Origin of the sequence: Kitasatospora sp. NPDC059146, assembly GCF_042786665.1 — a bacterium.
In the GTDB taxonomy this organism is placed as follows: Bacteria; Actinomycetota; Actinomycetes; order Streptomycetales; family Streptomycetaceae; genus Kitasatospora.
This window is the reverse complement of record NZ_JBHZCY010000083.1, coordinates 1-22,165: the sequence shown is the minus strand read 5'-3', so window position 1 is coordinate 22,165 and position 22,165 is coordinate 1. Positions and strand designations below refer to the sequence as shown.

Annotated in this window: 18 protein-coding genes and 1 rRNA gene; 3 read left to right on the top strand and 16 right to left on the bottom strand. The window is 75.9% G+C overall.

Going from position 1 to position 22,165, the window contains the following annotated elements; all coding sequences use genetic code 11:
- Positions 1 to 47 precede the first annotated feature (47 nt).
- Positions 48 to 473, bottom strand: a complete 426-nt coding sequence (locus ACFXPX_RS29105) for a phage tail protein (protein WP_375893480.1) — start codon at positions 471 to 473, stop codon at positions 48 to 50.
- Between the two features lie 82 nt (positions 474 to 555).
- On the bottom strand, positions 556 to 894 hold the full coding sequence (locus tag ACFXPX_RS29100) for a hypothetical protein (protein ID WP_380593509.1): 339 nt from the start codon (positions 892 to 894) through the stop codon (positions 556 to 558).
- A gap of 1,795 nt (positions 895 to 2,689) precedes the next feature.
- Here ACFXPX_RS29100 and ACFXPX_RS29095 point away from each other — a divergent pair.
- Positions 2,690 to 3,103 carry a hypothetical protein gene (locus ACFXPX_RS29095; RefSeq protein ID WP_380644016.1) on the top strand — a complete coding sequence of 138 codons (414 nt, stop codon included), beginning with the start codon at positions 2,690 to 2,692 and terminating at the stop codon, positions 3,101 to 3,103.
- 760 nt (positions 3,104 to 3,863) lie between these two features.
- Here ACFXPX_RS29095 and ACFXPX_RS29090 read toward each other — a convergent pair.
- The 8 genes from ACFXPX_RS29090 to ACFXPX_RS29055 form a co-directional block, all read right to left on the bottom strand.
- Positions 3,864 to 4,022, bottom strand: coding sequence for a DUF6760 family protein (locus ACFXPX_RS29090; RefSeq protein WP_380528759.1), 159 nt, complete (start codon positions 4,020 to 4,022; stop codon positions 3,864 to 3,866).
- The gene (locus ACFXPX_RS29085; RefSeq protein WP_375893475.1) at positions 4,019 to 4,507 is read right to left on the bottom strand and encodes a hypothetical protein; all 489 of its coding nucleotides are present in this window, start codon (positions 4,505 to 4,507) and stop codon (positions 4,019 to 4,021) included. Before ACFXPX_RS29085 ends, ACFXPX_RS29090 begins: the two co-directional genes overlap by 4 nt.
- Positions 4,504 to 4,944 carry a phage tail protein gene (locus tag ACFXPX_RS29080; protein WP_350509413.1) on the bottom strand — a complete coding sequence of 147 codons (441 nt, stop codon included), beginning with the start codon at positions 4,942 to 4,944 and terminating at the stop codon, positions 4,504 to 4,506. Before ACFXPX_RS29080 ends, ACFXPX_RS29085 begins: the two co-directional genes overlap by 4 nt.
- 69 nt (positions 4,945 to 5,013) lie before the next feature.
- A complete protein-coding gene (locus tag ACFXPX_RS29075; RefSeq protein WP_380644015.1) occupies positions 5,014 to 6,564 on the bottom strand; it encodes a phage tail sheath family protein in 1,551 nt (516 codons plus the stop codon).
- Positions 6,565 to 6,788: 224 nt separating this feature from the next.
- Positions 6,789 to 8,954 (bottom strand): ATP-binding protein, encoded by a 2,166-nt coding sequence (locus ACFXPX_RS29070; RefSeq protein ID WP_380644028.1) that lies wholly within the window; start codon positions 8,952 to 8,954, stop codon positions 6,789 to 6,791.
- 20 nt (positions 8,955 to 8,974) lie between these two features.
- Positions 8,975 to 9,718, bottom strand: coding sequence for a DUF4255 domain-containing protein (locus ACFXPX_RS29065; RefSeq protein ID WP_380644014.1), 744 nt, complete (start codon positions 9,716 to 9,718; stop codon positions 8,975 to 8,977).
- 198 nt (positions 9,719 to 9,916) lie between these two features.
- Positions 9,917 to 13,168 carry a hypothetical protein gene (locus ACFXPX_RS29060; protein WP_380644013.1) on the bottom strand — a complete coding sequence of 1,084 codons (3,252 nt, stop codon included), beginning with the start codon at positions 13,166 to 13,168 and terminating at the stop codon, positions 9,917 to 9,919.
- A gap of 355 nt (positions 13,169 to 13,523) precedes the next feature.
- Positions 13,524 to 14,267: a LuxR C-terminal-related transcriptional regulator gene (locus ACFXPX_RS29055; RefSeq protein WP_380532610.1), complete on the bottom strand. Its 744-nt coding sequence runs from the start codon at positions 14,265 to 14,267 to the stop codon at positions 13,524 to 13,526.
- A 221-nt stretch (positions 14,268 to 14,488) separates the two neighbouring features.
- Between ACFXPX_RS29055 and ACFXPX_RS29050 the strand changes: the two genes are divergently transcribed.
- Together ACFXPX_RS29050 and ACFXPX_RS29045 are read left to right on the top strand one after the other, a co-directional pair.
- The gene (locus tag ACFXPX_RS29050) at positions 14,489 to 15,931 is read left to right on the top strand and encodes a hydrolytic protein (RefSeq protein WP_380532613.1); all 1,443 of its coding nucleotides are present in this window, start codon (positions 14,489 to 14,491) and stop codon (positions 15,929 to 15,931) included.
- Positions 15,932 to 16,352: 421 nt separating this feature from the next.
- Entirely contained in the window at positions 16,353 to 17,690 is a 1,338-nt protein-coding gene (locus tag ACFXPX_RS29045) for a DUF4157 domain-containing protein (protein WP_380644012.1), read from the top strand.
- A gap of 61 nt (positions 17,691 to 17,751) precedes the next feature.
- Here ACFXPX_RS29045 and ACFXPX_RS29040 read toward each other — a convergent pair whose 3' ends face one another.
- The 6 genes from ACFXPX_RS29040 to rrf all read right to left on the bottom strand — a co-directional run.
- The gene (locus tag ACFXPX_RS29040) at positions 17,752 to 18,324 is read right to left on the bottom strand and encodes a hypothetical protein (RefSeq protein WP_380593513.1); all 573 of its coding nucleotides are present in this window, start codon (positions 18,322 to 18,324) and stop codon (positions 17,752 to 17,754) included.
- Entirely contained in the window at positions 18,321 to 19,712 is a 1,392-nt protein-coding gene (locus tag ACFXPX_RS29035; protein WP_380644011.1) for a hypothetical protein, read from the bottom strand. The genes ACFXPX_RS29040 and ACFXPX_RS29035 overlap by 4 nt, the downstream gene beginning before the upstream one ends.
- Complete coding sequence (locus ACFXPX_RS29030; RefSeq protein WP_375893457.1) at positions 19,709 to 20,518, bottom strand: ATP-binding cassette domain-containing protein; 810 nt, start codon at positions 20,516 to 20,518, stop codon at positions 19,709 to 19,711. The genes ACFXPX_RS29035 and ACFXPX_RS29030 overlap by 4 nt, the downstream gene beginning before the upstream one ends.
- A gap of 32 nt (positions 20,519 to 20,550) precedes the next feature.
- Positions 20,551 to 21,378: a zf-HC2 domain-containing protein gene (locus tag ACFXPX_RS29025; RefSeq protein WP_380644010.1), complete on the bottom strand. Its 828-nt coding sequence runs from the start codon at positions 21,376 to 21,378 to the stop codon at positions 20,551 to 20,553.
- Complete coding sequence (locus tag ACFXPX_RS29020; protein WP_375893453.1) at positions 21,375 to 21,935, bottom strand: RNA polymerase sigma factor; 561 nt, start codon at positions 21,933 to 21,935, stop codon at positions 21,375 to 21,377. Before ACFXPX_RS29020 ends, ACFXPX_RS29025 begins: the two co-directional genes overlap by 4 nt.
- A gap of 146 nt (positions 21,936 to 22,081) precedes the next feature.
- Positions 22,082 to 22,165, bottom strand: a 5S ribosomal RNA gene (rrf, locus tag ACFXPX_RS29015); the annotation flags it as partial.

Sequence of the window (22,165 nt, the reverse complement as noted above, 5' to 3'; positions counted from 1 at the left end):
GCTGCTCCTTGGGTCTTGGAGAGGGGAAGGGGGGTGAGGGGTGGCGCTCAGGACGGGCGCAGGCCCGCGTGGGCGATCTCCAGGGACTCCATGGCCGGTTGCGAGCTCGACGGGTCGAAGGACGGCCCGTCCCACCGCACCGGGACGATCCCGAGCACCTGCCAGCCGACGATCCGGCTCAGGTCCGGCCGCAGCGCCACGATCTCGCCGTCCTTCGGCTCGACCTTCCGCACGATCTCGTTCAGCCACCGGGCGATCTTGGCGGTGTCCGCGGTGACCGCGCGGCTCAGCGTGATGTTCGTCCAGGTGATGCGGCCCGGCAGTTGCCAGGCGAACCCGTTGTTGCCGCCCTCCGCGTACTGCTCGATCTCGACCTGCGCGCCGAGCCCCGAACAGGTGGTGAACTCGCCCAGGTCGTTCCCGCCGATCGTCAGGCTGAAGAACACACTGCTCGCGAAGATGTTGTCGGTCATCGGCCCCGCCTCCTGCTGTGCTGCTGCTCACGGTCTACGTCGATCCGGTCCCCCGGCGGCCGTCCGGCCCCGGCCCGCGCGCTCAACGGCGCAGGTCGTACGGCTTCCCGGCCCGCTCCCGGCCCCTGCGCAGCTCGGTGCGCAGCAGGCGGCCGACCGGTTCGACCAGGCGCCGGGCCAGTTCGTCCAGGTCACCGGGTGCGGCGTGGTCGGGCTTGTCGGGGTCCTCGGCCGCCGTGGCGCCCTTCCCCGCACTGCCCGTCCCCGCGCCGCCGGGCGGCCGTTGCCCACCGGGCTGACCGGTGCCCGACGGGGCCGCCTGCACGGTGGTCGGCCGGCGCGCCGGGACGGCGGTCAACGGCACCCCCACCAGCCCCGCCTGCTCGGCCACCCGCTGCAACACCTGTGCCGTACCGGGCATGGAACGGTGGACGGCGGGCGGCGGGGACTGGACGAACGAGGCGCTCCCGGATCCGACGGACTGCGCGGCCCGGGGCGCTGCACCGGGTGCCACGGACCGGGACACGACCGGCGACCGCACCGCGAGCGGCTGGGCCTGGGTCTGGGTCTGGCTCTGGGCCGGCGGCAGCGGGCCGGGCGCGCCCGGCAGCCGCTGGAGCGAAGGGACCACCGGCAGCGCGGGCACTGCGGGCGGTGCGGGTCGGACGGGCTGCGCAGGTCGGACGGGCTGTGCGGCGCCCACCGGCGCGGCCGCCCCTTGCGGCGACGACCCGGCTGCCGCCGCAGGCCACTGGGCGCGCTGGACGACCGGCGAGGGCGCGCCGGAGGACAGCGGCGAGGCGGCCCGTGGGAGCGCCTGGACACCCGGCGGCGCGAGGCGGACCACGGGCACCGGCGCCGACGCGGCCGACCGGCCGCCGGCCCACCCGTCGGACCGGGCTCCGGATCGGGCTCCGGACCGGGCACCGGGCTGCGGACGGCCGGACAACGACCGGGCGGCAGCGAGGCGTTGGACAGTCGCAGGACTGTGGCCACCACCTCCCTGCGGCTGCTGCGCCACGGGCACCGCGCCGCGCGGCCGTTCGGACCGGACGGGTGAGGGGCCGTCGGCGGACGCCGCAGTCGGTGCGGCGCCGCCGGGCGCTGAACTCCTCTGCGCGGAAGGGCGATCGACCGCCGCCCGGCCACCCCGGTGTTCGGGTGAACGCCGGGAGCGCAGCCGCTGCACGGCCGTCGCCACCGCGTGCCCGACGCCCCCGCCGGACGGACGACCGGCGGCCACGACACCCTCTCGCGGCTGTGCCACCGGCTGCCCGGCGTCGGCAGTCCGGCCGCCCCCGGGGCTCGTCCCGCGCCGGGGAGCGACAGCCCCCCGGCTCTCCCGCGGCGACGCAGCCGACAGCGACCGTGCCGCGGCCGTCGCATCCTGCTCCGGCTGCGGCCCCGAATCCGTCCGGCGCGCACGGGCGTTGGGCCAGGCCACCGGAACCACCGGCGGGGCGGCGGGTACCGCAGCGGCCCCCGACCGGGCACCGCCGCCGCCCGCGAGGGGCACCGACGCCGCCGCCAGGGCGACCGCCATCGGACGCTCCCCGATCAACCCACGCCTCCGGGCGGTGGATTGGACGGCCCGCTGCACGCCCAGGCCGCCTCCGGCCGGACGGGCCGGAACCACCGGGCCGCCGCCGACACGTCCGGCCGCACGCGGCTCCGCGACGAGGCCGGATCCAGCAGTCGGGGAACCAGTTGACGCTGCGTCAATCATGTTCAAGGAAACTGGCGTTGAGGCTGGTGCACTGACCGCGCGCTGCACGGGCGCACCCCCACCGGCGGCGGGCGCGCTCGGCCCACCGCCTCCCGGCAGGGCGACCGAGCCCCGCCGGACCCGCCGCCGCCCACCGGCCGACGAACCGGCAGCGCCTGCGGCTGCCGCCGTCGGCGGCATCGCGTCGAGGGGCGCGCCCAGACCCGAGCGCGGCCGCGCCGAGGCCTGGGTCGGAGTCGGAGCCTGGGCCGGGATCGGAGTCGGAGCCGGGGTCGGCGCTTGCGCCCGAGCCGGGGTCGAAGCCGGGGCTCGGGGCGGGATCGCGGTTGGGCGCGAAGGCACCCGGGACGCTCGTTCGGCGGTCGGTGAGGACGGCGCACGCTGGACGGTTGCCCCGTCGACGGGCCCGGGCCCGCTCCCACGCGCCGCCCGCTCACCGCTCCCGGCCTCCCCGCCACCCGTGACTCCGGGCTCGGCGCGAACCACCGGCATGGCCGGGGCACCCGGTGCGGACTCGGTCGTCCGGCGAGCGGACGCAGCCAGGGGCGCCGCGCTCGCGGGCAGCGCCGTCAAGGGCGCGCCGAGCACCGGACGGGCCGGTGCGTCACCACGCGTCGCCGCGGCCCGCTGCACGGCCACGGGGGCGGCGCCGCCCGGGCCCGACGGCGCCGTCCGGGCCGCCGACCCGGTGCGCTCGGGCTCCCGCCCGGCACCGGCCGACTCCTCCGCCGCAACTACCGGCTGGGACTCTTCAACAGCAGGGCTCGACACGCCGCCGACGACGTCCGGCGTGGCCCCGCTCCGCCGCCCCGGAACGGCCGTCACCGGCCGTACGGTCAGCAACCGGGGGCGCCGCGCCACGGTCAGCGGTGCGCTGACGGCCCGCGGTCGCACCGCACGCTGAACGGCCGGGCCTGCCACGCCGTTCCGACGCGGCACCCCGGCGGGCGTCTCCGACTCCCGGGCCGTACGGCCCGTCGTACCGGCGGGCGTCTCCACGGCTCCGGCCTCGCCGGGCACGGTTGCCGCACCCGCCGCCGGACCGGCACCGCCCGACGGACCCGGCACCGCGGCCCCGGCCCGCCGATCGGCGCCACCCGTCCGCACTGCGCGGGCCCCGGCCCCGGCCGACCGTACGGGCAACTGCCGCAGCCGGACGGACCGTTGGACGGGCCCGGCCCGCCGCCGATCCGCCCGCGCGGACGGCTCGGCCGACCCCGGCGAGTCCTGCGACTCCGCCGGCCCGGCCGCCACCGCACCCGCCGTAGGCCGCAGGACGAGCTCCTCCCCGGCGCCGGCGGTCACCGACGGACGGCCCGGCACCGCGACCGCCCGCAGGATGCCCGCCGGGGCGGAGGGCAGCACGGAGTGGCCGAGCGGTCCGCTCAGCGAAGGGTCCTGCCAGGCGGAGAGCCGGGAGCGGAACGCCAGGCCGTCACTGACGCCGCGCGGCGACGCCCCGGCCAGGGTGGGGACCAGCGGCGCCACGGCGCGCCAGCCCCCGTCCCCGGCCGCCGGTCGCGGCCGCGCGACCCCGACTGCACCGACTGCACCGACTGCACCGGCAGCCGAGCCCGAGGCCGTGTCGGAGCCCGACCCCGGATCAACCCCGGCGCCGGACCCGCCGCGCCGCCGCCCGATCCAGTCCCGCAGCCCCACCCCCGTCACCCACCCTCACTGATGCGGGAGTTGAGCCGCGCGACCTCGCGCACCCACTGCCCGCGCTCGTAGTGGGTCAGGTCGAGGAGGTCCTCCCGCGACCAGTGGAGGTGGTAGGCGATGTACGCGATCTCCTCGTACAGCCGAGCAGGCGCGTACGTCACGATTCCCCCAGGCGCCCACCGGCGAGGTCGACCTCGAAGGCGCCGTCGCAGTGCGGGCAGGTCACGGCGGCGCGCGTGTGGCCTTCGCTGTTGATCCGCTGGTAGAGGTCCTGGAGGAAGGCCACGTCGGTGGCGTACATCCGCTCGACAATGCCCGTGTGCACCTCGGCGAGGTCGCCCAGCCTGGTGATCACGTGGCTGAGCAGCACCACGCTGAGGTAGGCCGGGTTCTCCTTGACCCGCAGGTCGATCTGCGGCATCAGTTCGTCGCGCGCGGTCGCCAGGCGCATGGCGCCGTGGCGGTGCACGGTGCCGTCGTCGTCGACGTAGCCGAGCGGCAGCTCGAACTCGAACTCGGTGTGCGGGGACTGCCGCCGGGGCGGCCCGGCCGGCCCCGCCTGCCCCGGGGCCGCCTGCTGCGGCGCGGGGTTCTGCGGGGCCGGGGCGCCTTCCAGCAGTTCCTCAAGGCCGATCTTGCGCCTCACTCGACCCGGATCTCCTCGAACACGATGGTCACCGTCTCGGTCGCGGCGCTGGACTCGCCCGCGCTGAGCGTGGGGCCCTCCCAGCGGCTCGCCCAGGCGTTGGTGAGCTGGATGCGGCGCAGGGTGGCCCCGGTGGTGTCCTTGACCTCGATGGTGAGGTTCTGCCGGGCGGTGTTGATCGCCCCGTTGTTGAGGGTCTCCTTGATCCAGTCCGTGAACGCGCCGCTCTTGTCCAGGCCGCGGGTGATGGTCACCTCGCCGGGCAGTCGGGCGCCGGGCTGCTTGCGGACGATCAGCTTGCCCTCTTGGGTCACCTGCTTGTACTCGACGACGTCCTGTTCGACCGTCAGGTTGCTGATCTCCTTGACGGACTCGACGTTGTAGCCGCCGAGTTGGACGCCGAATATGTGTGTGGAGAGCGGATCGCCTTCAGCCATGGCGTGTGGTCACCTTCCGATGTGTGTCGACAGTGGGGCCGGCGGGTGGGTCTGCGGTGGGGCCGCGACTCACTCGTCGAGGAGGCTGGTGCTGTCGGAGAACTGGGCCAGCCGGAACACCACGAACTCGGCCGGCTTCACCGGGGAGACGCCGATCTCGCAGATCACCTGTCCGAGGTCGATGGACTCGGGCGGGTTGTTGTCACGGTCGCACTTGACGTAGAAGGCCTCGGCCGCGGTCTGGCCGAACAGCGCCCCGCGCCGCCACTCCTCGGTGAGGAAGGCGGTGATGTTCCGCCGGATGCTGGACCACAGCCGGTCGTCGTTGGGTTCGAAGACCACCCACTGGGTCCCCAGGAGGATGGACTCCTCCAGGTAGTTGAAGAGCCGGCGCACGTTGAGGTAGCGCCAGGCCGGGTCGGAGGAGAGGGTGCGGGCGCCCCAGATCCGGATGCCGCGGCCGGGGAACGCCCGGACGCAGTTGACGCCGATCGGGTTCAGCAGGTCCTGTTCGCCCTTGCTGAGCCGCAGTTCGAGGTCGACGGCGCCGCGGATGACCTCGTTGGCGGGCGCCTTGTGGACCCCGCGTTCGGCGTCGCTGCGCGCCCACACCCCGGCCGCGTGGCCGCTCGGCGGCACCAGCACGTTGCGGCCGGTGGCCGGGTCGAAGACCTTGATCCACGGGTAGTAGAGCGCGGCGTAGCGGGAGTCGAAGCCGGCCTCGTCCTGGCGCCAGGTGCGCATCCGCTGGGCGTTGAGGCCGGGCGGCGGGTCCAGCACGGCGATCCGGTCGCCCATCTGCTCGCAGTGCGAGATCACCGCGAGCTGGACGGTGCGCAGGCCCTCGTCGTCGAGGTCGCCGCGCTGGTAGGCGCTCATCAGGTCGGGCACCGCGACCATGGTGATCTCGTCGATCGCCTCCAGGCCGGAGAAGCCGGTGCGGGCGGCCGCGTCGCCGACGTACTCGGCCGGGTCCAGCCGGGTGCCGGCGGCCGCCACCGGGCCGGTCGCGGGGGCCGGGGCGGCGGCGAGCGCGTGGCTGCGGCGCTCGGGGCGGCTCGGCGCGGTGCCGGGCTGCTCGGCGACGGCGACCAGCTTGGACTCGCGCAGCTGGGTGACGACGTAGCCCTTGGTGTTCTTCCGGGTGGAGACGTCGTAGCTCTCGGCCACCTCGGCACCCCGGCGGACGATCAGCCGGAACCGGTCGTCGGGGACGTTCTCGCCCTCGGCGTCGGCGACCTCGACGGACACCTCGCCGCCCGCGCCGGGCAGGGCCGACAGCAGGAAGCCGCCGATCTCCACCGGCGGGGCCGCCGCGACGACCGGGGCGGGGGCGCCGCCGGGGACCTGCCGCGCCGGGTCGCCGATCCGCACGACGTAGGCGGAGCCGCCGCCGTTGGCGAAGAACCCGTACACCGCGTGCGCCAGGTAGGTGCCCTCGGTGAACGCACCGAACCGCTGGACGTACTGGTCCCAGTTGGTCACCAGCGTGGGCTCGTGGAAGGGGCCGCTGCCGGCGAAGCCGACGAAGGCGGCGACGGCCGTGCCGACGCCCTCGATCGGCCGGGCACCGGACTGCACCTCCTCCACGTACACGCCCGGGGTCAGGTACGACGGCATACGCGCTCCTCCAGATGACCGGTCCTTGGTCTCACTCGCCCCCGAGTCTGCGTCCGGGGCCGCGCCCGGGGACAGGTCCCCGGGGTCAAGATCGGGGGCAGGATGACTGCCCCGGCGGGCACGGCCGGCTGCGCCCGGCGGCCCCCGGACGCTCCGGTCACGTACGCCCGCCGGTCACGTACGCCCGCCGGTCACGTACGCCCGCCGGGCCCGGACCGTTCCGGTCAGGTACGCCCGGCGGCCCCCGGAGGCTCCGGGGCGGGGCGCAACCGCTCCAGCCACGGCCCGAACTCGCTCTCCAGCACCAGCCGGCCGAGCTTGCGGTACTCCCCGACCACCGCGGCGACCAGCTGGGCCATGCCCAGCGGGGTGCCCGCCCCGGCGGCCAGGTAGGCCGCGGAGACGGCGCAGGCCCGGATCGAGCCGCCGGTGAGCTCGAAGTGCTCGGCGCAGTAGTCCAGGTCGAGGTCGTCGCCGCGGGGCAGGGCCGGTCCGAGGCAGCGGTCCCAGAGCAGCCGGCGCTGCGCCCGGTCGGGCAGCGGGAACTCGGCGATGACGTCCAGCCGCCGGGTGAACGCCTCGTCGAGGTTGGCGCGCAGGTTGGTGGTGAGCAGCGCGATCCCGTCGAAGGACTCCATCCGCTGGAGCAGGTACGCGGTCTCCACGTTGGCGTGCCGGTCGTGGGCGTCCTTGACCTGCGCGCGCTTGCCGAACAGCGCGTCCGCCTCGTCGAACAGCAGGACGCCGTTGACCTGGGCGGCCTCGGTGAAGATCCGTTCCAGGTTCTTCTCGGTCTCGCCGATGTACTTGTCCACCACGGTGGAGAGGTCCACCACGTACAGCTCCATGCCGAGTTCGGCGGCGACCACCTCGGCCGACATGGTCTTCCCGGTGCCGGACTCCCCGGCGAACAGGGCGAGCACGCCGTTGCCGCGGCCGCCGCCGGGGCGCATCCGCCACCGGCCGAGCACCTGCTCGCGGTGCCGGGCGCGCAGCACCAGTTCGCGCAGCCGGTCGGCGGTGGGGTCGGGCAGCACCAGGTCGGGCCAGCCGACGGCGGGCTCGATCCGGCGGGCCAACCGGGCCAGCCCGGCGGCGTTCTGCGCCCGGACGGCGGTCCGCAGGTCCTCGGCGCGCACCGGGCGGCGCTCGGCGGCGGCCGTCCGGGCGGCCACCGAGGCGGCCCGCGCCAGCTTCTCCCGGTCCACCCGGTAGGCGGCCACCGTCTCGGCCAGGCCGTCCGTCAGTTCCTCGTCCAGCGGTGTCCCGGCGGCGGCCAGCGCGCGGGCCCACTGCGCGGCGCGGCCGTCGGCGTCCGGCGGCGGGGCGGTGACCACCACGGGACTCTCCCGCGACCAGGCCGGGTCCCACACCAGCGGGCCGTGCACGATCAGCGGGACGGCGGCGAGTTCCGCGCACAGCTCGCGCAACAGCGCGGCCCGCTCGGGGCGTTCGGGCTCCAGCCGGTCCAGCGGGCCGAGCACCACCCCGCCCCCGGCCAGCCGGGCCTCGCGGGCGAGCACCCGTACGGTGGCCCCCGGCGGGCGGGCGGCCAGCGCGGCGGCGTCGACGACCAGCGGCGGACGGCCATCGGCGGCGAGCGCGGCCACCGCGAGCGGGCCGGCGTGGCCGCCCCGGTCCAGCAGGTGGACGGCTCCGCCGCCCGCCGCCGTCGCGGCCGCGCGAAGCCGGTCGACGGCCTGCGCCTCGGCGGGGGTGAGTGCCCCGGCCGGGGCCATCGGTCGGGCCCGGTCAGCCGGGTCGGCGCGGCGGGCCAGCCCGGCGAGGGCGTCGTCCGGTTCGTCCTCGCCGAGCAGGTGGGCCGTCACCCGGTCCGGCACCCGCAGGGTGCGGGAGAGCAGCGGGCGGTCCGGTTCGGTGAGTTCCAGCAGGCCCCCGGCGATCAGCGGGGACCGCGCCGCGAACCGGAAGCGGCCGGCCCCGGCCCCGGGCAGCCCGCACAGGTCGAGGGCCAGCCCGACGGTCGCCCGGCGGCGGGTCAGGTCGTCGTTGAGGTAGCCGTAGAGCTGCTCGAAGCGGGGGTCGAGGTCGGGGGCGAGGGCGACCAGCAGCAGGTCGAGGTCGACCGGGAGCAGCCCGAAGGCGGCGCCTAGCCGGGCCAGCCGGGAGCCGGGCGGCGGGGCGGACGCGTCCTGGCCGGCCGGCGTGCCGTGGCCGGTGGCCACGGCGGCGGAGGCCAGGATCCGTTCGACCGCCTCCGGGCCGAGGTACTGGCCGCGGTACGGGTCGTCCGGGTCCGGGTCGTCGGCCCGGCGCTCGCGCACCGCAGTGCGGACCCGCTGCTCGACCCGGTGCAGGCGTTCCCACAGGTGGCCGTTGTCGGGGCCGTGACCGTCCCCGTTGTCGGGGCCGGGCGGGGCCCCGGGCACCGCCAGGGCGAGGTCCGGGCTCACCTGATCCCACCCCCGCTGCTCCCGCCCTTGTTACTCCCACCCCTGCTGCGGCGGCCGGGCGGCAGGGCGCGGTCGCGCGGGGCGGCGAAGCCGTCCGCTCCGGGGTCGCCGGCGGTGTCGCGGTAGCGCAGCCGACGGCCGGGGTCGACGGCGGGCGACCCCGCCGCGTGCGAGGTGTCCACGGCGTGCACCACCAGTCCTTCGGTGACGGGCGGTCCGGCGGGGGTGAGCGCCCCGGCGAGCGGGGCGAGCACCCGCAGGTCGATCGAGGGCCGCAGTTCCCCGCCGAGCGCGGACCAGACGTCGGAGACCGACGGCAGGCCGGTGTCGCGTCCGGCGATGTCCAGGCCGACGGTGAGTCCGAGCCGGGCGAGCGTGCCGGTGAGCAGCCGGGCGGGCAGCGCGTCGACGGCGGTCAGGCACTGCAGCACCTCGGCCAGCAGCCGGTGTTCGTCCTGCGGTCGGTTGGTCCAGACGGTGACCAGGTAGGCCAGTTCGAACCAGCGCGGCGCGGCGCGGTGGCCGAGCACCAGGCCGTCGGCGTCGTGTTCGGCGACGGCGCCGGCCTGGCGGCGCCCGGTGTCCTCGCGGACGTCGTACAGGAAGACGCTGACGGTGGGCGCGGTGCGCCGGGCCGCCAGGTCGCGGGTGGGCGCGTCGAGGACGACCTCGACGCCGCGCTCGGGCAGTCCGGCCTCGGCGAGCAGCAGCCGCAGCGCCTCGTCGACTTCGTGGATCACCGCCGCTCCACCTCCCCGGCCGGCCCCTGCCCCTGCCCCTGCACGGGAAGTCGACCGGGCCGACGTCCCGTGCCCGCCATCTCACGCCTCACCAGCGCTCCACCCTCTCCGTGCACAGCACACCACCGCCTCCGGCCTCACACCCGCACGGGAAGTCGGCCGGGCCGACGTCCCGTGCGGCCACGGCGTCCTCCGGGCTCACCGCCGGTCCACCTCCCCCGGCGGGCCGATGCTGCCCTCGACCACCAGGAAGGGCGTGGTGACCGGGGAGAAGCCGGGGCCGTCGGCCGTGATGGTGCGCGGGCCGGTCTCGTCCTTGGGCAGGATGAGCAGCTGGCCCGCGAAGGTCCCGTCCGCCTTGGGGTACGTGGGCGCGGCGGCCGCGGTGATGCCGGGGTTCCAGGTGAAGCGGACGGGGGCGCCGGGCGGGAAGTCCACGCCGCGCACGGAGGTCACGAAGCCGGGCTTGCCGATCGGCGGCACCGCGACGATCCGCGGCTGGACGACCCGCAGCGGGGTGCTGGCCCGGTGCAGGCCGGGTGTGGCGTCGGTGCCGGTGGTGGTCAGTTCGGCGGTGACGGTGGTGTCCAGCACCGCGACGGGCGAGAGCACCACCCGGACCACCTGGCTGCGCCCCGGGCGCAGGTCGGCCAGAGCGCAGTTGCCGGCCCGGCAGCCGGGCGGCAGCGCCTCGGTGGGCACGCCGGCGGGCAGGCCGAGGGTGAGCCGCAGGCCGGTGGCGAGGGCCTGGCCGGTGTTGCGCACGGTGTAGCTGACGGTCACGTGGCCGCCGACGTAGCCGGGGGTCGGCTGGGCGTCGACCGCGACGGTGGGGCCGGCCTGCGGCGGTGCGGGGGCCGGCGGCGGGGGCGCGGGGGCGGGCGTGCTGCTCGGGGTGGTCGGCGCGGGGGTCGGGGTCGCGGTCGGCGTGGGTGTCGGGCTGGGCGAGGCGGTGGGGCTCGGGGTCGGCGTCGGCGTGGGCGCGCTCAGCACCGGCAGGACCGTTTCGGCCGAGTCGTTCTCCGGGTTCGGGTCGACGACCGTCCCGGTGACGCTCCAGCCGAACGGCTGGTCACCGGTGCGGGTGCCGATCAGGGTGGCGGTCACCCGCACCTCGGCGCCCGGAGCCAGGGTGCCGAGTTCGCAGCGCAGCGCGGCCGCGTCGCACGTCCCGACGGGCGTGGTGAGCCTGCCGAGCCGGGCGCCGGTCGGCACGGAGGCGGTGAGGACGGTGCCCGGTGAAGCCGCCGGCCCGCGGTTGGTCACGGTGACGGTGACGTCGGTGCTGCCCTCGACCGGCACGGCCGGGGTGCGCGGCGGCGCGCTCAGCGCCAGGTGGACGGACTGCTGGACGGCCGGTTCCTTCTGCCGTCCGGGCAGCCGCCGGTCGAGCGGGGTGAGCTTGCCGCTGGCGAGGTCGTAGGTGCCCAGCCCCTCCGGGGAGTTGGGCGGCAGGGCCCGGCGGGAGGTGAGCACCAGCTGGGCGCCGTTCGGCGTCCAGGCGGCGTCCCGCGGCTGGTACGGGCCGGTGGCGGAGGTGTCGGGCAGCGGCCGGGTGCAGGCGCCCTTGTCGTCGCGCAGCCCGGCAGGCAGCAGCACCGTGCAGTCGGTGCCGGTGGGCGAGGTGACCAGGAGGCCGTCCTGCCGGTTGTTGCCGCCGTCGCCGGCCTTGCGGTTGAAGGCGAGGCGCCGGCCGTCGGGCGAGAACACCGGGCTGTCGTCGATCACGTTGCAGCTGCCGGGGCAGGCCGCCCGGCTGAGGTCGCGCTGGCGGGTGAGGTCGTCGGCGGCGACCGTCCAGACGTGCAGGTTGCCGGGGTTGCCGTTGACGACGGCGGTCCGGGAGAAGGCGATCAGCTTGCCGTCGGGGGACCAGAACGGCTCGCCGTCGGAGGCGCCCGGCTGGTCGGCGGGCGGCTGGACGGTGCCGACGATCGCGCCGGTGGCCACCTGGGCGATCAGCAGCCGACCGGGGCGGGCCGGGGTCTGCCCGGCCGCCGGGGTGCTGCGGCTGAACACGATGAGCCTGCCGTCCGGGGAGAGCGAGGGGTCGGTGTCCCGGTCGGTGGGCCCGCGGCCGGCGAGGTTCAGCGGGTGCGGGTTCGAGCCGTCGGCGTCGGCCTGCCAGATCCGCTGGATCCGCCCGGCCGGGGAGTCCTCGTAGCGGGTGACGACGAGCTGTCGGCCGTCGGGCGTGTAGCTCTGGCGCTCGTACCAGGGGTCGTAGCCGGGGCGGGGGTGGAAGAGCGGGTCGGCGCCCGGGTCGGGGTTGGTGTTGGTGTCGGCGGCCGGGTCCTCGGTGAGCACGCTGATGCCGAGGTCGCGCGGGTCGGTGCCGTCCTGGTGGACGTCCTGGAGGTCGGCGGTGTTGGCGGTGGCGGCGCTGGTCTGCTCGACCACCGGGCCGCCCTCGGCCTGGGTGCCGAGCCAGGTCGGGGTCGAGATCAACCGGTTGGTGCGGTAGAGGAGTTGGGGGTCGGTGCAGTCGCAGGTCGGCGCCCGGTAGAGGTTCACCACGGGCGGCTGGTTCGGGTCGGGCTGCGGGGCCGGGGGCGGGGAGGTGAGCTGGTCGGCACTGAGGAAGAGGACGCCGGTGCCGTCGGCCAGCCAGGCGGCGGAGCCGGTGCGCCAGGTGGAGCCGGTGCCGGGGAAGAACGCCTTGTCGCCGCCGGTGGGCGAGGTGAGCATCAGGGTGCGGCCCTGGTCGCCCTTGTCCCAGGTGTAGACGATCTGGTTGCGGTGGGCGTCGTCGTTCACCGGGTTCCAGGTCGGGTCGACGGCGTCGCCCTCGGTCACGTTGGTGATCTTGGCGGGCGCGCCGCCGGCGAACGGCCGCAGGTAGATCTGGCGGTGTGCCGGGTCCCCGGTGCAGGAGTACGCGATCCACTGCCCGTCGGGCGAGACGGTCGGGTGGGTCTCGTCGGCGGCGCCGTCGGTGATCCGGCGCAGCCCGGTGCCGTCCCGGTTGACCGCCCACAGCACGTGCTGGGTGCCGCCGGAGGCGGTGGTCTCCACCGCCTCGAAGACGACGCCCTTGCCGTCCGGGGCGAGTGCGGGGTGGGCGGTGTCCATGCCGTTGGTGAGCCGGCGCACCGCGCCGTTCGCGTCGCGCAGGTAGACCTGGGGCAGCGGGCTGTCCCGCAGGCTGGTGAAGACCAGTTCGCCGCCGCGGGCCGAGGGTTCCTGGTCGAAGTGGACCGGGCCGGGCCCGAACAGCGGGGTGCTGGCGGCGCCGCCGGTCACCCGGCCGAGGCCGCGGTGGTTGGTGCCGGCGTAGACGATCCGCCCGGCGGCCGGGTCCTCGGCGGTGACGGCCGGGGCCGTCCGGCCGGTCGGCGTGACGGGGGCGGAGCCCAGGGTCAGCACGGCGGTCGCCAGCGCGAGCAGCACCGCGACGGCGGCCCGGGCCGGCCGCCGGACGGGGCGGGGGGTGGCGGTGGCGCCGATCACGCTCGACCTCACAGGATGGCAGGGGCGGTCTCCCCCGCAGTCTCACCGGCCCGGGCGCCCGGGAACAGGGCCCGGGCACCCGAGCCGGGGGTAACGGCCGGTGTCCGCAAAGGGCAGGACGCCGCGGTCGCGGGCGCTGGGGCGTGTCTGACCGTTCGCGTCGGATCAGCGCGCGGCGTTGGGGTGCGTGCATCGCAAGGCGGAGGAGCGAGTCCATGCGGAGCATCGGCGACCGACGACAACGCGGCGAGGTGCGTGCCCCAACGCCGCGCGCCCGGCGGGAACGGTCAGACACGCCCCACGGACGTCCGTCCGCGCCGGGACGCTCCTGCTCCTCGGGATCAGCCCCCCTCTCTCAGATCAGGCCGCGCCGCATCGCGTACCCCACCGCGTGCGCCCGGTTGCGCAGCCCGAGCCGGGTGATGATCTCGTGCAGCACGTTCTTGACGGTGCGTTCCGAGTACGAGGTCTTGGCCGCGATCTCGCTGGTGTCGAAGCCCTCGGCGACCAGCCGCAGCATCTCCGCCTCCCGGGCCGTCAGGGTGGACAGGGTGAGGCCGCGCCCGTCGAGCATGGTGCGCTGGAGCGTCCCGATCCGGTCGAGCAGTTCGCCGAGGAGGTCCCCGGGCATCACCCCCTCGCCGTTGGCCAGGGCGGTGATCAGGTGCACCAGCCGGTCCTGGTCCGCCTCCGAGCGGCGCAGCACGGCGGCGACGCCGTGCTCGACGATGGTCTGCAGCCCGCCGGCCTCGAACTGGCCGACCACCAGGCCGATCCGGCCCGAGGTGGCGAGGCGCAGCCGGCGCAGGTGGTCGGCGACCGCCTCGGTCAGGGCGTCCACGACCAGCAGGGAGACCTCCGCCCGGCCCGCGTCGGCCTCGCTGAGGAGTTCCACCTCGGGCCGCTGGCGCAGCTGTTGGACCACCCCGGTCTGCAGGATCAGGTCCTCGGCGTACACCGCCACGGGTATCTGGGCGGGCCGGGGGCGCCCCTGCACCGGGATCCGTGCCCCGGCCGGGCGGGTGGTCACGGATGGCGGTGCGGCCGACCCCTTGCGGCTGGTGACGGCTTCCACTCGGGTCGCCTCGATCGATGTCATCGGAACACTCCATTCTCCTGCGGTCCTGCGGCTGTTGCGGCCCGGCGCTGTGGCGCGGGGCCGGTCGGGGCCCGGTGCGGGCCCGGTGCGGGCTCTGAGCCCGCGCGGTCGGTGGCGGCGGCGCCGGGCAGGGCCGGTCCGTCCGTACGGGCAAGGGGTGTGCCCACGGCTTGCCCGTACGGCCCTCTCCGCGGACGGTCCTCCGGCCCTACCGTCACGCCATGACCACTTCCGCCGAACTCGGCCTGCCCGCGCTGACGGTGGCGCCCGGTGGCGTGGCCACCACGACGCTGACGGTGCGCAACGACCTCGACATCGTCGAGGCGTACACGCTGGAGGTGGTCGGCGACTGCGCCGCGTGGACCACGGTCGAGCCGGCCCGGGTCTCGCTCTTCCCCGGGACGTCCGAGACGGTGACGGTGCGCCTCGCCCCACCGCGCTCGCCCGCCGCCCGGGCCGGGGACTTCCCGCTCGGCATCCGGGTCCTGCCGACCGAGCGACCCGAGCTGGTGACGGTGCCGGAGACCACGGTCACCGTGACGCCCTTCCAGGAGCTGCAGGCCGCGCTCGCGCCCCGGCGCCGCCGGGGCTGGCTGCGCGGCCGCTACCGCACCTCGGTGCGCAACCTCGGCAACGCCCCGGGCACCGTGGTGCTCACCCCCGGCCAGGCCGGCGAGGAGCTGCGGTTCCGGGCGACCCCGGAGCGGCTGCGCCTGGAGCCCGGCGAGTCCGGGGAGCTGCGGTTGCAGGCCCGGGCCCGCAAGCTGATCTGGTTCGGGAAGCAGGCCTCCTGGCCGTTCGAGGTGGCGGTGGGTCCCGAGCCGGCCCCTGCGGGCAAGGCCTCCGACGGCAGGGGCAAGGACGGCAAGGACGGCAAGGACGGCAAGGACACCGGCGGCGCCGCCGAGGGCACCGCCGCCACTCCCGCGCCCGCCACCCCCACCCCCGCTCCCGCGGACGCCCTCACCGCCGCCCAACGGCCGGTGCTGGAGGGCGAGTTCATCCAGCTCCCGATCTTCCCCAAGTGGCTGCTGGCCCTGCTGGCGGCGCTGATCGCCCTGCTGCTGGCCTGGTTCGCCCTGGTCCGCCCGGCGGTGCGCAGCTCCGCCAAGCAGGCCGCCGAGCAGGCCGTCGCCCAGCAGAGCGCCACCCCGGCCGTGCCCGCCGGCAGTCCCGGGGGCGGACCGGGCGCCCCCGCCGGCGGCAACCCCACCGCGCCGGGCAAGCCGGGCTCCGGGCAGCCCACCGGCAGCGGCGGCCGCCCCGCCCCCGGCCCGGGCCTGGCGGAGCCGGGCACCGGCCGGCAGAGCTCCGCGACCATCGACGTGCCGACCGGGGCCGGCGCCGCGGCCACCGGCAGCTACCAGGTGCCGCACGGCAAGGTCTTCGACATGACCGACCTCGTGATCGCCAACTTCCAGGGCGACCAGGGCGTCGTGACCATCACGGCCGGCCAGAAGGTGCTCAACACCATCGCCTTGGAGACCTTCCGCAATCAGGACTACCACTGGGTGACTCCCATCCAGGTCCCCGAGGACCAGGCTGTGACGGCGAGCGTGACCTGCGAGTCCCCGGGCACTCCGGCCTCGGGCAAGCAGGCACCCACGTGCCACGAACTCCTCAACATCAGCGGAACGTTGAGCGACATCAGGCAGGGGAACTGACCCGGTGCACACGGTGCCCTCCCCTCCCGGCGACCGGACCGGAAAGGTGCACCCGATGCCCCAACGGTGTCAATGGGCCCCTTCCGCCGGAATCACCCCGTTCTCCTCCGTGATCTTCCCCTTCCGTATCTCCTCCCACGGCCCGTGACCATGTCAACGCGGGACGGGCGTCGTGCCCGGTCCGCGCGCCGGGCGACAACCCGTTCGAACCCCGGCACCACGGGCCACGTGCCCTCCCGGGGAACCCGGCCGGGACCCCCCGGGGCAACCGACCGTTCCCCCACGGACGGCGAAGTCTGCCCCCGGCGCCCTACTGACGCGTCATCAGTACAGCAGTAGGTTTGCGCCGTTCCCACACCGGAGACGCCTTCGGGGCCGTATACGCACCGAATCGGCACAAGGCAGAAGGAATCCGACCACCGTGCGCGCACATGAACCGGACCGGCGGGCCGACCAGCGGGGCGACCGGGGGGAATCCCCGGCCGCCCGCGCGCCCCGCCCGGGCCCGCGGCCCGGCAGTGCCCTCGCCCTGCAACGAACCCTCGGCAACGCCGCGGTGAGCCGCCTGGTCCGGGAGGCCCGGGCCGGCTCCGGCGCCCACGGCGGCCACGACTGCGCGGGCCACGGCAGCGCGGGCCACGGCGCCGAGCCGGAGGAACTGCCGCTCCAGCGCTCCCTGGTCCCCCAGGTGCTGCGCAGCGCCGGGAAGCCCCTGGACGCTCCCACCCGCAGCGAGATGGAGGCCCGCCTCGGCGCCGACTTCTCCGACGTACGGCTGCACACCGGCAGCACGGCCGCCGCCTCCGCGGCCGAGGTCGGCGCCCGCGCCTACACCTCCGGCAACCACGTGGTGCTCGGGCCGGGCGGCGGCGACCGGCACACCCTGGCGCACGAGCTCACCCACGTCATCCAGCAGCGCCAGGGCCCGGTGGCCGGCACCGACCGCGGCGACGGCCTGCGGGTCTCCGACCCGTCCGACCGCTACGAGCGCGAGGCGGAGGCCAACGCCGTCCGCGCCCTCGCCGGCCCGCTGCAACGCGCGGAGGAGCCGCCCGCCCCCTCCCCCGCCCGGGTCGGGGGCGCGGTGCAGCGGATGCCCAAGCGGAACGCGGACGTCGCCGAGGTGCGCGGCAGCAGTCCGCCCGCGCGCACCACCCGGGGCAAGGCCCGCGCGGCGAACCTCGACCTCGCCCGGCCGGTGCTGGAGTTCGAGTCCGGCTACGAGGGCCCGGCCACCCAGAAGATGGACGACGACCAGAGCATCGGCTTCTCGCAGGTCGCCCGGTTGAAGAACCCGCCGGGCGCCCCGCAGCGGGTCTCCACCAACTACCACTTCTGGCAGGAGGTCACCGACTCCAACGTCCAGGTCGTCCGGGCGAAGGACGGCGGCTACGGCCAGCACGACTCGGCGCGCGACTGGGTCCAGGACGGCCCCTACCGCCCGAACTACACCAACGCCGTCATCGTCGACGCCCAGAACCAGATCGAGTTCAACGACAACCCGGGCTTCTCCACCTCGGCCCGGATGACCGCCGGGTACTGGCTCCAGCAGTACAGCGTCTCGTTCCGGTGGAAGGTCGCCCCGAACGCGGGCACCTGGAACCGGAACCTGCCCGCCTGGACCAGCCCCGTGGTCACCCACAGCGTGAGCTCGCAGTTCGACCCCGAGCACCCGGACGAGCCGGTCGCGATCACCGTCCACGAGGGCGGCGACCACACCTGGAACGTCGACCTGACCCCGTACACCACGGGGACGTGAAACGGCCGAGCCCCCGGGGAATCCCGGGGGCTCGGCCCAACGTGCTCGACGGTCCGGACGGTCAGCGCCTCGGGCCCATCACGGCGTACACCGCCGTGCCGACCGCCCCCAGGGCCCACGCCGTCCAGGTGGACACCGTGGTGGCCGGGGAGAAGGTCATCCAGTGCACCACCTCCCCCGCGGTGCCGGCGGCGGCCGGGCCGAGGACGGTGACCGCCAGCCAGCCGGTCGGCAGGATCCAGGCCAGGTGCGCTCCCCAGAGCGCCGCCCCGAGCGCGGCCAGGCCGGCCAGCCCGGCGGCGTCCCGGACCACGTACCCGGTCGGGGCGGGGTCCGCCCCCACCAGCCGCAGCGCCAGCAGCGCGGCGGCGGCGACCGCACCCGTCAGCAGGACGTGCGCCGCCCGGCGGGGCACCCACCGGATCGCGGCCGTCCGGTCCAGCGCGGCGTCCTGCCCGCCGAGCCCGACGGAGGCGGCCGCCACGCTCACGGTGAGGGCCAGGACGACCGTCGCCAGGTCCATCGGCCCCGGGCCGTCGTGGCAGAAGGCCCAGGCCGCCAGCAGCACCAGCAGGGCGACGGCCGCCGAGGCGGGCACCTGCCGGGAGCGCGCGTACAGGGTCAGCCACCTCATCGGGACGCCTTCCCGGTCAGCGGCGTCAGCCCGTCCCCGCAGGACAGCGCGTCGGCCCGGACCTCGGCGATCCGCGCGCGCTGCTCGGCCCGCGGCAGCGCGTTCAGCTTCTCCCAGGCGGCCGTCGCGCTCGTCCACGCGGCCCGGGCGTACGGGTCCTCCTCGGGCTTCTCCAACGGCTGGACCTGACGCTCCCCGAGCGCCCAGCTCGCGACGACGCTCTGCGCCGGGACGGAGAGCTGCCCCCCGCCCTCCCACGGGGTGCGCGGCCGGCAGTTCGGCGCCAGGCCCTGGGCGACCAGCAGCCGGGTCAGCTCCGCCCGCGTCGCCCGGGCGATCAGCGGGTCGTCGAAGTCGACCAGCACCGTGTCGGCGGACAGTTGGCGGTCGTCGCCGTTCGCGCGCAGCGTGGTCTCCTCGTGGATCGTGGCCGGCGCCCGGTCGCCCAGGGCGTCGTGCAGCACCCGCAGCGCCTCCTTGCCGGCCGGCGCGAGTACGGGCAGCTGGGTGCCGTTCGCCCGCGTCACGCACACCGGGCCGTCGCAGACCAGGGCCGCGGCGGCCCGGTCGACGACGTAGGTGTCGCGCGGGTCGCCCGGCAGGACCAGCAGGGCCAGCACCGCACCGGCCAGGACGGGGGCCGCCGCGAACAGCCGGGCCCGGGTGGTCGAGGCCGCCAGCAGCGCGAACCCGGTGCCCAGCAGGCCGAGGAACCACAGCGCCTGCCCCAGGTCCACCGCCCCGGAGAGGGTCAGCAGCATCTCGCGCGGCATGTCGGTCACCGGCGACAGCTGGGAGAGGCGGTTTGACGCCTGGCCGGACGGCAGCGCCCCGTCGGTGGTCTGCCGCAGGTACATGACCGCCACCAGGGAGCCCACCACCAGGATCGGCGGGGTGAGCACCGAGGGCAGGGTCCGCGCGAGGCCCATCCCGAACACGGCGCCCGCGACCAGGGCCAGCACCGCCACCAGCGAGATCGGCAGCCAGCCCGCCGGCAGGTAGTCGGTCTCGCCGAGGGCCACCTGGCTCCCGCCCCACAGCACCAGCAGGCCGAAGCCCGCCGCCAGCGCGAGCGCCAGCGCACCGGCGGGCAGCGCCGCACGGCGCCAGGCCGGACGCGGCGTGCTCGCCAGCAGTTCGGCCGTCCGCGAGCGGGCGTCGCGCAGTCCGTACACCGCGCCGAAGCCCACCGAGAGCGGCCACAGGTAGGCCAGCATGGAGCGGGTCGTCAGCGCCATCGACGTCCACTGTCCGGTCCACGCCGCGGTGCCCTGCCACCACAGCCCGTTGACGGCGTAGAGGACGGCCAGGCTGCCGCCCAGGACGACCAGACCGGCCCACGGGGCGACGGAGCGCCTCAGCTCGGTCCGCAGAACCCGGGTGTTCACCAGTTGCCTCCCTGCCGGCCGGAGTCACTGAGCAGCGCCGAGTAGCCGCGCTCCAGCGGGCTGTCCCCCGGGTACTCGCTGCCGCCCGCGGCGGCCAGGTCGTCCGGGGTGCCCTGGAAGACGAGGCGCCCGTCGGCGAACAGCACCACGTCGGTGCAGGCCGCCGCGACGTCCTCGACCAGGTGGGTGGAGACGACCACGCAGGTGTCCCGGCCCAGTTCCTGGAGCAGCTCGCGGAAGCGCAGCCGCTGCGCCGGGTCCAGACCGGCCGTCGGCTCGTCCAGCAGCAGCACCGCGGGGTCGTTGACGATCGCCTGGGCGATGCCGGCCCGCCGCACCATGCCGCCGGACAGGGTCTTCATCCGGTGGTCGGCGCGGTCCGCCAGGCCCACCCGCTCCACGGCCCGCTGGACGGCCGCGGGGATGTCCTGCTTCGGCACCTCCTTCAACCAGGCCATGTACTCCACGAACTCCCGCACGGTGAAGCGCTTGTAGTAGCCGAAGTCCTGCGGCAGGTAGCCGATCCGGCGCCGCAGCGCCCGGTGGTCGCCCAGCCCGGCGACGGAGGTGCCGAGCAGCTCCAGTTCGCCGCCGGCCGGTCGCAGCACCGTCGCGAGCGCCCTGATCAGGCTGGTCTTGCCCGCGCCGTTGGGCCCCAGCAGGCCGTGGGCGCCGAGCCCCAGGGAGAGGTCGAGGCCGTCGACGGCCATCTTCTTCCGGCCGACCCGCACTCTCAGGTCACTGGCCCGGATCTCCCAGGCGTAGGTCTTCGGCGCGATGTCGGCCGCGCTCGTCATGGGCGCCATGCGGTGGCCCCTTTCGAGGGTCGATGGTGTTGTCACAACGTCGAGTAGGTGTTCCGGCGGGCGATCACGGCGGCGACCCCCAGCACGAGGAGCAGGCCCCACACCGGCAGCCGGCCCGGCTCCAGGGCGAGCCACAGGGCCGCGGGGGTACGTCCGGTGACGGCGGCGGGAAGGAGCACGGCGATGCTCCAGAGGGCCGCCAGAGCGACCGCGGCGCGGGCCACCCCGACGACGCTGCCCAGGGCCAGCGCCGTGGACGTGAAGGCGAGCGAGGGCAGCAGCCACTGGGCGGCCGTCATGGTGCCGGTCAGCCACCCCGTCAGCAGGAGCCCGGGCACGACCACGGCGAGCACCGCCGTGGTGCGCCTGAGCAGCAGGGGCAGACCCGCGCGGGCGGTCGAGGCGGTCAGCTCGTACACCGGGTCCAGGGCACGCGACCACGCCGCGGCGACGCCGAACAGCGGCAGCACGGGCGCCAGCAGCGACAGCGGCGAGGCACCGCCGAGCGATCCCGACGGCGCGAGCGCGTCCAGCAGCAGCGCCAGCAGGGTGACGGTGACGGTCATGGCCAGCCACGGCCCCGTCGCGGGCGTCAGCCAGGCCGACAACCACCGCGGACGGCGCCACCGGGCGGGCGCCCGGACCTCGGCGTCCAACTGCGGCGCCAGGCCGGTCCGCACGGTGTCCAGCAGCGCGGCGACCTCAGGCGCCTCGGTGACGACCGAGGCCGCCAGCAGCGCCCGGCACGGCGCACAGGTCTCCAAGTGGGCCTCCAGTGCCCACACCGTGTCCGCGGCCATCGCCGCGTCCCCCCGCGCGTAGTCGGCGACGAGCCGCCGGGACGCGTGTTCCTCCGTCATGCCAGTGCCTCCCGCATCGCGATCCGAGCCCGCCGGGCACGGGTCTTGACCGTGCCTTCGGGCAGTCTGAGCAGCACGGCCGTCTCCCGGACGGACAGCCCGTCCAGCACCGTGGCCTGCAGCACCTCGCGCAGTTCCGGGGCCAGGCGCCGCAGCGCGTCGCCCACGTCGCCGCCGACCGTCCCGGCGAGCGCCTCCTCCTCCGCCCCGGGCACCACCGCCCGCTCGGCGGCGGCCACCGGCGGCTCGGCGTGGTGGGCCCGGCGCCGGAACGCGTCGACCAGCCGGCGCGCCGCGATCGTCCACAGCCACCCGACGGCCGAACCGCCCACGGCGCTCCCGGCGAACGCGCCGGCCGCGCGCCACACCGCCAGATAGGTCTCCTGCATGACCTCGGCGACGATCTGCTCGTCCGCGCAGCGACGGCGCAACCGCACCGCCAGCCACGGCGACGTCCGGCGGTACAGCTCGTCGAACGCCCCGCGGTCGCCCTTGGCCACGAGCCGGAGGAGGCGTTCCTCGTCCAGCTCGTCCAGTGCTCTCCTACGTGATCTCACACCAGCCAGACGCCCGGTCCGGCGCGCAGGTTCTTGATCCGGAGTGACTTGCGTCACAGTGCGGGTCGCCCCTTTCCGTGGAAATGCGGACCCGGAAATGCGAAAAGGCCCACCCGGTCACCCGGGCGGGCCTTCTCTGAATGATTGTTCGGCGGCGTCCTACTCTCCCACAGGGTCCCCCCTGCAGTACCATCGGCGCTGTGAGGCTTAGCTTCCGGGTTCGGAATGTA